This window comes from Caballeronia udeis, from assembly GCF_044909315.1.
Lineage (GTDB): Bacteria > Pseudomonadota > Gammaproteobacteria > Burkholderiales > Burkholderiaceae > Caballeronia > Caballeronia udeis_A.
Genome location: NZ_JBIYEB010000016.1, coordinates 77145 through 92042, shown reverse-complemented (window position 1 = coordinate 92042; position 14898 = coordinate 77145). Strand labels below are relative to the sequence as shown.

Below are 14898 nucleotides of genomic sequence, written 5' to 3'. Positions count from 1 at the left end.
TTGACCGGAGGGTAAGTGTCACAAAACTTGGCGCATAATCCGAGCACCGTACGTACAAGATCCGGGAGCCGACATGCTGACCAAGAGCGAAGAGCGCGTAGCGCACCTTCTCACCGACGTAGTCGACTTTGCACGGGGACGGCTGCCCGAGCCCGCGTTCAATGTCGTCGAACCTCTCCTGAGCCACTACTACGAACTTGCGGACCCCGAAGACGTCCAGAGCCGCGACATAGCCGATCTCTACGGCGCGGCCATGGCGCACTGGCAGACGGCGCAAAAATTCACGACGGGCCGCGAGGTCCTGCGGGTCTACAACCCCAACCTCGAACAACACGGCTGGCACTCCGATCACACGGTGGTCGAGATCGTCAACGACGACATGCCGTTCCTCGTCGACTCGGTCACCATGGCGGTCAACCGCCTGGGTCTCTCGATGCATTCCGCCATTCATCCGGTGTTCCGGGTTTCCCGCGGCGCGAGCGGGGCGATCACGCGGATCGCGTTGGGTCACGTCGACGGCGGTGATCCGCAATCACGGCTCGAATCGTTTATTCACTTTGAAGTGGACCGCTGCGGCGAAGCCGCCAAGCTCGACGAGCTACGCAGCGACATCGCGCGGGTGCTTGGCGACGTACGTGCATCGGTTGAAGACTGGCCGAAGATCGTCGACGTTGCGCGTGCCACCATAGGAGAAATGAAAGCGCGTGAGACGAGCGCGGACGGCGTCGAGGCACGCGCCTTCCTTGAGTGGATGGTGGCGGATCATTTCACCTTCCTCGGGCACCGTGACTACGAACTCATTACGCAAGACAACGGGTTCGCGTTGCGCGGCGTGCCGGGCTCCGGCGCGGGACTATTGCGCGAAAGCCTGCGCCCGCCCTCAGCCGATAACACCACGCCCTTGCCTCCGGCAGCGGCCGCCATCATCAACGGCTCCGCGCCAATCTTTCTAACCAAGGCGAATTCGCGCGCGACCGTGCACAGGCCGGGCTACCTGGACTACGTTGGCGTGAAGCGCGTTGGCGCGGATGGCAAGGTGATCGGGGAGCGGCGGTTTATCGGCCTGTATACGTCCACCGCGTATCTGGTTCCCACTTCCGAGATCCCGATCGTGCGGCGCAAATGCGCGAACATCATCAGGCGTGCCGGTTTTCTCGCGAAGGGGCATCTGCACAAGTCGCTGGTGACCGTGCTCGAACAATATCCGCGTGAAGAACTCTTCGAAGCGGATGAGGACGACTTGTTCGACATCGCGCTCGGCGTGCTGCGGTTGCAGGAGCATCAGCGCACACGCCTGTTCGTGCGGCGCGACCGGTTCGACCGCTTTGTCTCATGCCTCGTGTTCGTGCCCCGCGACAAGTTCAACACGGACCTGCGCAAACGCATCGCGAACGTGCTCATGGAGGCGTTCAACGGCAAGAGCATCGAGTTCACGCCGCTGCTTTCGGAGTCTCCGCTCGCACGCATCTATATCACGGTGCGCTCCGATAAAGGCGCAATGCCCGAAGCCGATACACGCGAACTCGAGCAACGGATCGTGCAGGTTGCGCGCCGCTGGCAGGACGATCTCGCGGATGCGCTGATCGACAGCTACGGTGAAGAGCAGGGCAACCGGCTGCTGAACAGATACGCGGATTCGTTCCCGGCGGGTTACCGCGAGGATTATCCGGCTCGCACGGCGGTTCGCGATATCGAGTTGATCGAGCAGACCCAGGTGAAGGCGGGCGGCCTTGCCATGAGCCTCTACAGGCCGATTGAAGCCGGGCGGCGGGCGTTTCGGTTCAAGGTGTATCGGGTGGGCGACCCGATCGCGCTGTCGCATAGCCTGCCGATGCTGGAGCACCTGGGCGTGCGGGTGGATGAAGAACGGCCTTATCGCATTGAACCGCAGGGTGCGCCGCATGCGTGGATACACGACTTCGGACTGGAGCTTGCCGACGACGTGGAGTTCGATATCGACCGCGTCAAGGAGTTGTTCGAGAACGCGTTCGCAAGCGTCTGGACGGGTGAGGTCGAGAACGACGACTTCAACCGGCTGGTCCTGCGCGCGCAACTCGGTGCCCGCGACGTCACGATCCTGCGTGCCTACGCCAAGTACCTGCGGCAAGTGGGGTCCACGTTCAGCGATGCTTACATAGAGCGTGCGCTGACCGGCAACCCGGCGATCGCGCGCAAGTTGCTTGAACTGTTCCTGGTGCGTTTCGATCCGGCGCTTCCCGGGTCGGCCGGCGATAACGCTCAAAGCCGGGAGCTTCGCGACACCCGCACGCAGCATGTGCTTGCCGACATAGAAGCCGCGCTCGACAACGTGCCGAATCTGGACGAGGACCGCATCCTGAGGCAGTTCCTCGGCGTGATCAACGCGACGGTGCGCACCAATCACTTTCGTAAGGATGCCGAAGGTAAATCCAGGCCCTACCTGTCATTCAAACTCGATCCGTCGATGGTGCCGGGCCTCCCCGAGCCCAAGCCGATGTTCGAGATCTGGGTCTATGCGCCGCGAGTCGAAGGCGTGCACTTGCGAGGCGGAAAGGTGGCGCGCGGCGGCTTGCGCTGGTCGGACCGGCGGGAAGATTTTCGCACTGAAGTGCTCGGCCTGATGAAGGCGCAGATGGTGAAAAACACCGTGATCGTGCCGGTGGGATCGAAGGGGGGATTCGTGGTGAAGAACCCGCCGCCGGTCACCGATCGCGAGGCGTTCGCGCGTGAAGGCGTAGCGTGCTACCAGATGTTCCTGCGTGGCCTGCTCGATGTCACCGACAACCGTGTGTCCGGCGTCATCGTGCCGCCGCCGGATACCGTGCGCCACGATCCCGACGATCCTTACCTCGTTGTCGCGGCCGACAAGGGCACGGCCACGTTCTCTGACTACGCCAACGCCATTGCGCGCGAATACGGTTTCTGGCTCGACGATGCCTTCGCATCGGGCGGGTCGGTGGGCTATGACCACAAGAGGATGGCGATCACCGCACGCGGCGCGTGGGAATCGGTTAAGCGGCATTCACGCGAGATGGGTGTGGATACGCAGACGACGGACTTTACCGTGGTGGGTATCGGCGACATGTCCGGCGATGTGTTCGGTAACGGCATGCTGCTTTCACGTCATATCTGCCTGATTGCGGCGTTTGATCATCGTCATATCTTCCTCGATCCGAATCCCGATACCGCCGCGGGTTTCAACGAACGCGAACGGCTGTTCGCGCTGCCGCGATCAAGCTGGGCGGACTACGACGCCACGCTGATTTCAGCCGGTGGCGGTGTCTTCCCGCGCACCGCGAAAACCATTCCATTGTCGCCACAGGCCCAGGCCGCGCTCGGCGTAACAGCAACGACGCTCGCGCCAAACGAGTTGATCCGCGCGATCCTGCTGGCGGATGTGCATCTGCTTTACAACGGCGGCGTGGGCACCTACGTCAAGTCGACGCGCGAGACACCGGCACAGGTCGGTGACCGCACCAACGACGCCGTGCGGGTCAACGGCTCCGAACTGCGCTGCAGGGTCGTTGCCGAGGGTGGCAACCTGGGCGTGACGCAACTTGGCCGGATTGAATACGCGCAGCATGGCGGGCGTATCAACACGGACGCTATCGACAACTCCGCGGGCGTGGACTGTTCCGACCACGAAGTGAACATCAAGATCCTGCTGGGCCTTGTGGTAGCCGACGGCGAGATGACAGAAAAGCAGCGTAACGCGCTGCTTGCCGAGATGACCGATGAAGTCGGCCTGCTCGTGCTGAAAGATAACTACGCGCAGACGCAGGCGTTATCGATTGCGAATCGCTACGTGGCCGAGATGCTCGATGGCGAGGCGCGGCTGATGCGCTGGCTCGAACGTGCAGGCAGGCTTAAACGCAAGATCGAATTCCTGCCGTCGGATGAAGAGATTACCGAGCGTCAGGCGGCCAAACTTGGGCTCACGTCGCCCGAGCGGGCCGTGCTGCTGGCTTACAGCAAGATGTGGCTCTACGACGAACTGCTGGCCTCCGATGTCCCCGAGGACGTGCTTGTCGCCGGCATGCTGCCCGACTATTTTCCATTGCCCTTGCAGGCTCGCTACAGCGAACCGATGCAACGCCATCCGCTCAGGCGCGAAATCCTGGCCACGCACCTGACGAATGCATTGATCAACCGGGTCGGCTGCACCTTCGTGCACCGGTTGATGGAGGAAACCGATGCATGTCCCAGCGAGATCGTGCGTGCCTGCATCATGGCGCGCGACGTGTTCGATCTGAACGAGATCTGGAGCAGTATCGACGCGCTCGACAATCACGTTGCAGACGAAGTGCAAGCGCGGATGTTCGTCGATGTCGTGCGTTTGCTGGAAGGCGCAACGCTCTGGTTCCTGCGTCATTTGAAGGTATCGACGGAGGACGCGGGTCTTGCGGCCGAACGTGTCGCGCGCTGTCGTGAGGCGGCGCAAAGGCTTGCACCGCAGTTGCCGAGCTTGCTGCCTGCCGATGAACTCGACGGATGGACGGAACGGCGTCGCGTGCTGGAGGACGCGGGGGTTGAAGGTCCGCTGGCCGCGCTGGTGGCGAGCGGCGGGTTATCGACTGCCGTGCTGGACAGCGCCGAAGTGGCGGCCAGTTGCGACCGTAGCCTCGAGACAGTCGCGAGCGTTTATTTCGCCATAGGCACATTGCTGAACTACGGCTGGATTGCAGAGCGTGCGATGGCGTTGCCTGCATCCACTCACTGGGACCTGCTCGCGCGGGCGGCTGCGTTGGAAGAGCTTGCGCGGCTCAAGCGCGCGTTGACGATCAGTGCGCTCGAGCAGACACGCGACATGGATACGCCTGAGGTGATCGTTGAAAACTGGCGATCAAGAAGGGAAGCCGCCGTCGAACGTTACGCACGTCTGCTGGCGGAATTGCGTGCAACGAGCGGCGCGAGCCTTTCGATGCTGCTGGTTGTGGTCCGCGAGATAGCGACGCTGGAACGTGCGTAGTTGCATGGGCTGGAGCCAGACATGGCTCCAGCCGTACTGTCTCAAACCGTCCAGTCCAGGATCACCTTGCCGCTCTGGCCTGACAACATGGTCGCGAACGCTTCTTCATAGTCGTCCACGGCGAAGCTATGCGTGAGGATAGGGGAGAGATCGAGCCCGCTCTGCAGCATGGCGACCATCTTGTACCAGGTCTCGAACATCTCGCGGCCATAGATGCCCTTGATCTCCAGTCCCTTGAAGATCACCTGGGTCCAGTCGATCGCCATGTGCGCGGGCGGAATGCCAAGCAAGGCCACCTTGCCGCCGTGATTCATCGCTTCCAGCAAGCCCGTGAACGCGCTTGGCACGCCGGACATTTCCAGCCCCACGTCAAAGCCTTCGGTCATGTGCAACTCGGCCATCACGTCGCGCAGTGACGTCTCCGACACATTCACCGCCCTCGTCGTGCCCATCTTGCGGGCAAGATCCAGCCGGTAATCGTTCACGTCGGTGATCACTACGTTGCGCGCACCCACATGCTTCGCGATTGCCACGGCCATGATGCCGATCGGCCCGGCGCCCGTGATCAACACGTCCTCGCCGACCAGATTGAACGACAGCGCCGTATGCGTTGCGTTGCCGAACGGATCGAAGATAGCGGCAAGATCGTCGGAAATTTCCGGCGGAATCTTGAACGCGTTGAACGCCGGAATCACCAGGAACTCGGCGAACGCACCGGGACGATTGACGCCGACGCCCACGGTATTGCGGCACAAATGCCGGCGCCCCGCGCGACAGTTTCTGCAGAAACCGCAGGTGATATGTCCTTCACCGGACACGCGGTCGCCGATCGCGAAGCCACGCACTTCCTGCCCCATCTCCACGATCTCGCCAACGTACTCGTGACCCACATGCATGGGCACGGGAATGGTCTTCTGCGCCCACTCGTCCCATTTCCAGATATGGATGTCGGTGCCGCAGATAGCTGTGCGCGTGATGCGGATCATCACGTCGTTATGACCGACTTCAGGCTTCTTGACGCGCGTCAGCGTCAGCCCCGGGCCACGTTCCAGTTTTGCCAGTGCTTTCATGATTGTCCCGATTGATCCCGATGTTTCAGATGATGCCCAGTGAACGGCCGACACGCGCAAACGCATCCACCGCGCGATCGATTTGCGCCGGTGTGTGCGCGGCGCTCATCTGCGTGCGGATACGGGCGCGGCCCTTCGGCACCACCGGGAACGAGAACCCGATTACGTAGACGCCCTCATGCAGCAGCGCGTCCGCCATGCGCGACGCGATCTGCGCGTCACCCAACATGACCGGGATGATCGGATGTTCGCCGGGAACGAGCGTGAAACCGAGCTTGCTCATGGCATCACGGAAATGGGCGCCGTTGGCACGGACGCCGGCGCGCAATTGGGCGCCCTCGTCGCTCGCCAGCAGGTCGAGCACCTTGAGCGTCGCGGCGGCAATGCTGGGCGCCAGCGAATTCGAGAACAGATAGGGGCGCGAACGCTGCCGCAGCAACTCGATAATCTCGCGGCTCGCGGCGACATAACCGCCTGACGCGCCGCCCAGCGCCTTGCCCAAGGTGCCGGTGATGATGTCCACGCGAGAGAGCACGCCGCAATGCTCAGGGGTACCCCGTCCGTGTTCGCCGATGAAACCCACCGCGTGGGAGTCGTCGACCATGACGAGCGCACCGTAGCGATCGGCGAGGTCGCAGATGCCGGCGAGATTCGCGATGATGCCGTCCATTGAAAATACGCCGTCGGTGGCGATCAGCTTGAAACGCGCGCCGGCAGCATCTGCTTCGCGCAGTCTGGTTTCAAGGTCGGCGAGATCGTTGTTCTTGTAGCGGTAGCGCTTGGCCTTGGACAAACGCACGCCGTCGATAATGCTCGCGTGATTGAGTTCGTCGCTGATGATGGCGTCGGACTCGTCGAGCAGGGTTTCGAACAGGCCGCCGTTTGCGTCGAAGCAGCTTGAGTACAGGATGCAGTCGTCGGTTTGCAGGAACGAAGCGAGCGCTTGCTCGAGTTCCTTGTGGACGGTCTGCGTACCGCAGATAAACCGCACCGACGCCATGCCGAAACCGTCGCGGTCGAGGCCCGTTTTTGCGGCTTCGATCAGGCGGGCGTCGTTGGCGAGGCCGAGGTAATTGTTGGCGCAGAAGTTCAGCATGTCGCCGCCGCTCGCGAGCTGGATGTCAGCCGATTGCGGACTTGAGATTACGCGCTCGGTCTTGTAGAAACCGTCTGCGCGAATCTGATCGAGCGTGCTGCGCACATGCGTCAGATAAGAATCATGCATGGATCATGCTCCTGAGTGATACGGACGCCCGACGGAACCCACGATGGATCGGCACCATGGGACCGTAAGGCAACGCCGTTTAGACGATACGGCTGCCAGTATGCAGGAACTGACGTCAGGCATGAAGCAAAATGCCGATTCGGGGCAATCAGAGCACCGCGTGCGAGCCTCTATCCACATGAATGATCCGGCCATTCACATCAGTCGATGCGGGCAACGAGAGACACACCGCCGTGCCTTCGGGTTTGCCCCAACTTTGCGGCGGATTGCTGCCATGCATCCGTGCATTGGACGTGGCGTTTATCACGACCCGAGGCAATTACTCCAGCGGGACTCCGCGCAGCTCCGGAATCAGAAAGAGTGTTGCCAGCAGATCGATAATATAGATCGACGCCAGCAACGCGATGGCCGTGCCGAACGAGTAATGCGTGGCGAGCGCCCCGATAGCGAGCGGGCCAAACCCGCCCACCGCCCGACCGATGCTCCACAACACGTTTTGTGCGGTGCCGCGAGCGTGCGTTGGATAGAGTTCCGCCATCAGCGCGCCGTAACCGCCCATCATCCCGTTCACGAACAAGCCCATGAAAATGCCGCCGATCAGCAGCGCGCTCGGGGTGCTGAGCGTTGAGTAGACGAATACCATGACCAGCGCGCCGACCTGATACCCGACGAAGGCAGGCTTGCGTCCTATGCGGTCCGCAAGCTGGCCGAAGATCCAGATGCCGGCGAGCATGCCGATGATCGATGAACCGGTCCAGATGGCGGACCTGGTGAGCGTGTAGCCGAACATTTTCGACAGGTAAGCCGGCATCCAGACAATGAGGCCGTAGTAGCCGAAGTTCTGGACCGAGCACAAGATGATCACGCCAATACTGTGTTTTGTGGTGGCCCTGTCGCGAAACAGGGTCTTGATGGGAAACTCGCGTTTCTTCGCGGCATGCGTGCGCACGAACAGTTCCGATTCGCCAATAGCCTTGCGGATGATGAACGACCCCACTGCTGGAAACAGGCCGACCAGGAACATGCCGCGCCAGCCTATATGCGGCAGCAGCAGCGGCGTGACAATGGCCGCGGCAAGCACACCCAGTTGCCAGCCCATGCCGACATACGACGACACGCGGCCGCGCTGGTTCGCGGGCCATGCTTCGATGGCGAGCGCCATGCCAATACCAAATTCGCCGCCTAGCCCGACGCCCGCAATAAACCGGTAGACGAGCAGATCGCTATAACCCGTTGCGAGCGCGCACAGGCCGGTGAACAGCGCGAAGAGCAGGATGGTATAGGTCAGCACGCGAACGCGGCCGATATAGTCGCTCAAGATGCCGAAGCCCACGCCGCCCACGACCCCGCCGGTGAGCGTCCACGTCACCAGCGACCCGGCTTGAGAACTCGTCAGGCCCAGGTCGGCGGAAATCAGGTTCAGCATGAAGCCGAGGATCAGCAGGTCGAAGCCGTCCATGGCGTAGCCTGAAACAGCGGCGATCAGCGCGCGAGCAGGGCCTTGCGTTCCGGCCGCGAGAGGCGGGTTCGCGCTGGGCGGAACGTCGGGCGTTTCGGCGCTGTCTTGCTTGTAGCTTGTCATGAAGATAGGGCTTCGTGCGAATGGCCGCGACTCTGCCATGCGGTTGAGAAGGTGTCGAGCAGTTGTTTAGTCGTGAGGCAGCGGGGCGCCCGCGCCGGTTCGCTCGACGATCAATCCATAGTGTTCGGGACGGCGATGTCTGGCGAAATTGAACACATGTTCGCGGAAGGTGTCGCCCAACGCGAGATCGATATTGGCGAAAATGACCTCATCGTCTTCACTCGACGATTGCGCGGCTATTTCGCCTGAAGGTGCCACGATCACCGAGCCGCCGATCATATGAAAGCCGTCTTCAAAGCCGCACTTGGCGGCCGCGCCGATCCACATCGCGTTCTGGTAGGCCGCCGCCTGCAGCGAAATCAGATGCGTGTGCATGCGCAGGTGCGGCGGCTCGTTCCAGTGAATGTTCCAGGAGGGTGTGTTGTAGCCGAGCACACCGAGTTCGGCGCTTTGCAGAGACATTACGCGCCATGTTTCCGGCCAGCGGCGATCGTTGCACAGGCACATGCCGACCTTCGCGCCGAACGATTCGAAGACCGGAAAACCGCAGTCGCCGACCTCGAAGAACTTCTTCTCGAGATGCTGGAACGGCGCATCGGGTTTATGGTCGGCGTGACCCGGCAAATGGATCTTCCGGTACTTGCCGATCACGTTCGCCGTTTTATCGACCAGCACGGCCGTATTGAAACGGTGGCCATCGGGCGCCAGTTCCGCATAGCCGAGATAAAAGCCGATGCCGAGTTCGCGGGCGGTATCGAAGAGGGGTTGTACGCCGGCGTTGGGCATGGAACGTTCGAAGAAGCGCTCGACCGCTTCCTCCTCGCTCATCCAGTAGCGCGGGAAGAACGTGGTCAGCGCCATTTCAGGGAAGACGACCAGGTCCGCGTTGCGGCCTTTCGCCTCGCGCAACATCTCGACCAGACGCGCGACCACCTGGCGGCGATCGTCGGCAAGGTTGACGGGACCCATCTGCGCTACCGCGAGACCGAGTTTTCGGGAAGGACGCATGCTTGACCTCTGGTTGAAATTGGTTTGAATGATGATCGAGAATCACAAGCTGACCGGCTTGCTGTCGGTCAACGAGCGGAAAAAGCGGGTGGAAGGCGTGAGCTCGCGTTCGGTCGCGCAGGGCATGGGCGTTGAGCGCGGAATAAAGCGGCCGCTGCCGCGCGCTGCGTTTAGCTGGCCGTTCTCGACAATCACACGTCCGGCGCTGACGACCGTTTCCGGCCAGCCCGTCATGGTCATTCCTTCGTAGGGTGTGTAACCCACCTGATCGTGCAGCGTGCTCGCCGTAAGCGTTACTTCGCGTGACGGATTCCAGATGGCCACGTCAGCGTCCGCGCCCGGCGCAAGCAGCCCTTTGCGCGGAAAGAGGCCATACAGGCGAGCGTGATTGGTCGCGCTCAGCGCGACAAATTCAGGCAGGGACAGCCGGCCTTTTCCAACCCCTTCCGAGAACAGCAGCGGCAAGCGCGTCTCGAGTCCGGGCAGGCCGTTTGCGATCTGCTTGAAGGTCGTCTTGTCGCCTTCGGGCAGCTTGCCGCTTGCATCGTACCGATACGGCGCGTGATCCGACGAGAGCGTCTGCAACGTGCCTTGCCTGAGCGCGTCCCATAGCGCGTCCTGTGCCGCGGCATCGCGCAGCGGCGGGCTGCAGCAATACTTCGCGCCCTCGGTGCCCGGCAGGTCCATGTCGTCTTCTGTCAGCAGCAGATAATGCGGACAGGTTTCGCCATACACTTGCGCCCCGATTTTCTGAGCGGCCTGGATGGTCGCAAGTGCTTCGCGCGCCGACACGTGCACGATCAATATCGGCACGTCGAACAGGCGTGAAAGCTGGATCACGCGATTCGTTGCTTCAGTCTCGGCCAGTTGCACATGGCTCGTGCCGTGATATTTCGGCGCGGTATGACCGCGTTCCAGCAGACGCTGCGAGACCCAGCGGATCACGTCGTTGTTCTCGGCATGCGCCATTACCAAAGCCCTTTCGCGTGCGGCCACCGCGAGGACCTCGAGCATCTGGTAGTCGTCGATCTTCAACTGGTCGTAGGTCATGTAGACCTTGAACGAGGTGATGCCCGAGCGGATCAGTTCCGGCAGGTCATGCTGAAGCGTCTGCGGATCGGTCTCCGAGAGAATCAGGTGATAGCTATAGTCGATGACGGATTTTTCGCACGCGAGCGCGGCGTAGTCGGCGGCTGCCTGTTTGAGCGACATGCCGCGATGCTGGGTGGCGAAGGGCACGATGGTCGTCGTACCGCCGAACGCTGCAGATACGCTGGCGAAGTACCAGTCGTCCGCGCCCATGCGGCCCATTCCCGAGCGCTGTTCCACGTGGCAGTGCGTGTCCACGCCGCCCGGCAAGACAAGGCGGTTCGTGGCGTCGAGATCGTGACGGCCCGGAGGCAAACCCGCTTCAACAGCAACAATGCGATCGCCCACAATGCCGACATCGGCACGGAAAACCTCGGTGTCGCTCGCGACAGTGCCGCCGCGAATGGTCAGATCGAAATCGTTCATAGTGTGCCGCCTTGGGATCGCCTTGAATCGCGCCATCGTGGTGCACGTTTGCGCTCGATATGCTGCAACGATATCAATCACCGCGCCAGCCGTGAAATACGCCAAAATTTAAAGGGTATAGACGCCGTGCATGCATCTCGTCCGGGCGTGCGGATAACGTTAAGCTTCCGCCGTCGGGCAGCCGGACCGACAGGATTCAAGAGGCAATTGGAGCGCTGATGACCTGCAATGACTCGCCGCAACGCAGGCTTACGATGAGCCTGCGCCAGATTGAAGTGTTTCGCGCCATCATGATCGCGGGGTCTATCAGCGAGCGTGGTCGATGGTCTGGTTGACCAGATCAAGCAGGCGCGGCTGCTCCTTCACCACGCCGATATAGCACGGTGAATCGCGGAAGATGCAGGAACAAAAAAATAGACCAATTTAGATGCGATATAGCTGCAGGCTACGGTTCGCGATTCGCGGGCTGAGCCGTGAATTTGAAGCACTATTGTGAGGCGCTGGTAATGCAGCCCACTGACCCTGCAGGATCGGGATGATGCGAGTGAAGCGCAGTGGGCGTGACGAGTCATTCACGCCAGGCGTCATGCCGGTGCCTGACGTTTGCTTGAGGAAGCTGTCTTACTTCACCACTACCTTCACGTCGAAGTACTTCGATCCCAGCTTGTCGATGGTGCCGTCGGCCTTCAGGTCCGTCAGCGCCTGATCAAGGGCATCTTGCAGCGCGTGGTTATTCTTCGTCACGCCGAAACCCACCCCCGCGCCCAGCAGTTTCTCGTCGGCCACCGCAGGTCCGGCGAACGCAAAGCCCGCACCTTGCGGCGTCTTCAGAAAACCCTTCGACGCCGCTTCCGCGTCCTGGAACGCCGCATCCAGACGGCCCGCTGCGAGGTCCGCATACACCTGGTCCTGCGCCTGGTACGACACCACGTCAATACCGGCTGTCGCCCACTTGGCCTTCGCGTAGGTTTCCTGGATCGACCCTTGCAGCACACCAACGTGTGCGCCCTTCAGGCCGTCGACGGTGGGCAGGATCTTGCTGCCTTTCTTTGCAATCAACTGGTTCGGGATTGCGTAGATCGGATTCGTGAAGTTGATGGCCGCCTTGCGCTGGTCGGTGATGGTCATGTCCGAATTGATCGCGTCGAACTTGCGTGCCTGCAAGGCCGGGATCAGGCCGTCAAACGAGTTCTCGACCCAGACGCATTTGACCTTGAGCTTCGCGCATACGGCGTTGCCGACATCGATGTCGAAACCAATCAGTTCGCCGCTCGGTGACTTCGATTCGAACGGCGCGTACGACGCCTCGACGCCAAAGCGGATTTCCTTGAGATCCGCCGCCTGCGCGCTTGATGCCGCGAACGACGCTACGAACACCGTGGTGGCGGCAAGCGCGAGAGCGGCGACTTTATGATTCATCCGGAAAACGTTCTTCAATGCATACCTCTCAGGAGTGGGGCGGTGGTTTTATGCGTTTGCACGGCCATTGCCGGCGAACACGGGATTGGGGGCGAAAGCGGGTATAAGCGGATATAAGCGGACATGGGAGGGCATACGCAAGCCAACAAAAGAGGCTTTAAACAGGCTCGCGCGATGAACCGAGCAACGCGCCGCCACGTGGTTCATCGGGCGCCTGTCCGCTATGCTTTTCGATCCAGTTACGGCGTTCTTCACGCGGTGTCACGCCGAAGCGGTCGCGGTACGCGTTGGAGAAATGCGCCGCCGATGCAAACCCGCACGCGAGGCTGATCTGCACCACCGACTTGCTGGTGCGCTGCAATTGCGTGCGGGCTTTGGTCAGGCGCAGGTTGACGTAATACTTCGACGGCATCGCGCCGAGGTACTGTCGAAACAGCCGCTCGAGCTGGCGTCGCGAGATGCCGACAAGCCCCGCGATTTCATCGGTGGCGAGCGGGTCTTCAATGTTCGCTTCCATCAGTTGCAGCGCGTCGTTCAGCCGCGGGTGGCGTTCGCCCGGCGCGGTCACGAACGGAATGCGCTGGCGCTCTTCGCCCGAGCGCAATACGCCAATGCCAAGCGAATCGGCGATCCGTTCCGCCAGGTCGGCGCCCTGGTCGCGGGCGATCATTGCAAGCATGAAGTCGACGGTCGCCTGGCCGCCGGTGCAGGTGGATCGGTCGCGGTCGATTTCGAAGATCTGCTGTGTGACGATCGAACGCTCGAACTCCTCGGCGAATTGCTGATAGGTTTCCCAGTTCACGGCCACCCGGTACGCGCTCAGCTGGCCAGCCATCGCGAGCCACCAGACACCGTGGTGAATGCCGGTCACGCGTGGCGTGCGGCTGCCCACGCGCGCGAGGCTTTGCAGGAAGAGCCGGTAGTCCGCGAATTGCTGATACCGCTCGCTGACCACGATCAGCCAGTCGCAACTGACGGCGTCGCCGAACGCGGTGTCGGCTTGAAGCTGCGCACCGCCCGCGAACGTCAGGGGCCGGCCGTCCCACGAACAGATTCGCCAGTCGTAGAGCGCGTGGCCATCGATCTCGTTCGCGAGGCGCAGGCTGTCCAGGATCATCCCCACGCCGCTCATGGAACACGGCGGCAGGACAACGATTGCGACCTTGAGCGGCTTGGCGCCCGGGACCGGCCCTGGCCCTGGCCCGGGGCTCACGCTCGCACTCGCGTTCACGCTTAAGCTCACGTGCTTACTTGAGACTGCCGGAGAGGAACTGGCGCAGCCGCTCGCTCTTCGGTGCCGTGAGCACGTCGGCCGGCGCACCTTCTTCTTCGGTGCGGCCCTGATGCAGGAACATCACATGGTTCGAGACGTTGCGTGCAAAGCCCATCTCGTGCGTGACCACGATCATCGTGCGGCCCTCTTCGGCAAGCTTCTGCATCACCTTCAGCACTTCGCCGACCAGTTCCGGGTCGAGCGCCGAAGTGGGTTCGTCGAACAGCATGACGTCTGGATGCATGGCGAGTGCGCGCGCAATGGCCACGCGCTGCTGCTGTCCGCCCGACATGTGCGACGGATATTGCTTTTCGATGCGAGGCGCAAGCCCGACCTTCTCGAGGTACATCCGTGCACGCTCCTCGGCTTCCTTCTTCGAGAGACCGAGCACATGGCGCGGTGCTTCCATCACGTTTTCAATGGCGGTCATATGCGACCACAGGTTGAAGTGCTGGAACACCATCGCGAGCTTCGTGCGCACCCGCTGCAATTGCTTGCGGTCGGCCACGTCATGGTTGCCCGCGCGGTCAGGCTTGACGAGCACCGTCTCGCCATCCACCACGATCTGTCCTGCGTTCGGCCGCTCGAGAAAGTTGATGCAGCGCAGGAACGTGCTCTTGCCCGAACCGCTCGCGCCGATGATGCTGATGACGTCGCCCGCGCGTGCGGAGAGCGATACGCCCTTGAGCACCTCATTGTCGCCGTAGCGCTTGTGAATATCCTGCGCGACCAGTTTCGTCGCTGCATCTTTGGCGGTTGGCTCCAACTCATACTCCCGGGGTGATTGACTGAACTGCGGTTTAAACCAAGGTGATCCCCGAGGGAATCCTTGCAAGGCGCCGATTTTAATTCATGTCC

General features: G+C 61.6%; 9 protein-coding genes. 1 reads left to right on the top strand and 8 read right to left on the bottom strand.

Annotation, left to right across the window (positions count from 1 at the left end; all coding sequences use genetic code 11):
* Positions 1 to 73: 73 nt before the first annotated feature.
* The gene (locus ABH944_RS24510; RefSeq protein WP_404609949.1) at positions 74 to 4948 is read left to right on the top strand and encodes an NAD-glutamate dehydrogenase; all 4875 of its coding nucleotides are present in this window, start codon (positions 74 to 76) and stop codon (positions 4946 to 4948) included.
* 41 nt (positions 4949 to 4989) lie between these two features.
* Here the strand turns inward: ABH944_RS24510 and tdh are convergent, their stop codons facing one another.
* The 8 genes from tdh to ABH944_RS24470 all read right to left on the bottom strand — a co-directional run bounded on the left by tdh (position 4990) and on the right by ABH944_RS24470 (position 14806).
* Positions 4990 to 6018 (bottom strand): L-threonine 3-dehydrogenase, encoded by a 1029-nt coding sequence (gene tdh / locus ABH944_RS24505; protein ID WP_404609950.1) that lies wholly within the window; start codon positions 6016 to 6018, stop codon positions 4990 to 4992.
* Between the two features lie 25 nt (positions 6019 to 6043).
* On the bottom strand, positions 6044 to 7243 hold the full coding sequence (locus ABH944_RS24500; protein WP_404609951.1) for a glycine C-acetyltransferase: 1200 nt from the start codon (positions 7241 to 7243) through the stop codon (positions 6044 to 6046).
* Between the two features lie 319 nt (positions 7244 to 7562).
* Entirely contained in the window at positions 7563 to 8825 is a 1263-nt protein-coding gene (locus ABH944_RS24495; protein WP_404609952.1) for an MFS transporter, read from the bottom strand.
* Positions 8826 to 8891: 66 nt separating this feature from the next.
* Positions 8892 to 9833 carry an N-carbamoyl-D-amino-acid hydrolase gene (locus tag ABH944_RS24490; protein WP_404609953.1) on the bottom strand — a complete coding sequence of 314 codons (942 nt, stop codon included), beginning with the start codon at positions 9831 to 9833 and terminating at the stop codon, positions 8892 to 8894.
* 42 nt (positions 9834 to 9875) lie between these two features.
* Positions 9876 to 11348, bottom strand: a complete 1473-nt coding sequence (gene hydA, locus ABH944_RS24485) for a dihydropyrimidinase (protein ID WP_404609954.1) — start codon at positions 11346 to 11348, stop codon at positions 9876 to 9878.
* A 621-nt stretch (positions 11349 to 11969) separates the two neighbouring features.
* Entirely contained in the window at positions 11970 to 12767 is a 798-nt protein-coding gene (locus tag ABH944_RS24480) for an ABC transporter substrate-binding protein (RefSeq protein WP_404609955.1), read from the bottom strand.
* Positions 12768 to 12924: 157 nt separating this feature from the next.
* Positions 12925 to 13899 carry a GlxA family transcriptional regulator gene (locus ABH944_RS24475; protein WP_404610017.1) on the bottom strand — a complete coding sequence of 325 codons (975 nt, stop codon included), beginning with the start codon at positions 13897 to 13899 and terminating at the stop codon, positions 12925 to 12927.
* A 115-nt stretch (positions 13900 to 14014) separates the two neighbouring features.
* Positions 14015 to 14806 (bottom strand): ABC transporter ATP-binding protein, encoded by a 792-nt coding sequence (locus ABH944_RS24470; protein ID WP_404609956.1) that lies wholly within the window; start codon positions 14804 to 14806, stop codon positions 14015 to 14017.
* Between the last annotated feature and the right edge of the window lie 92 nt (positions 14807 to 14898).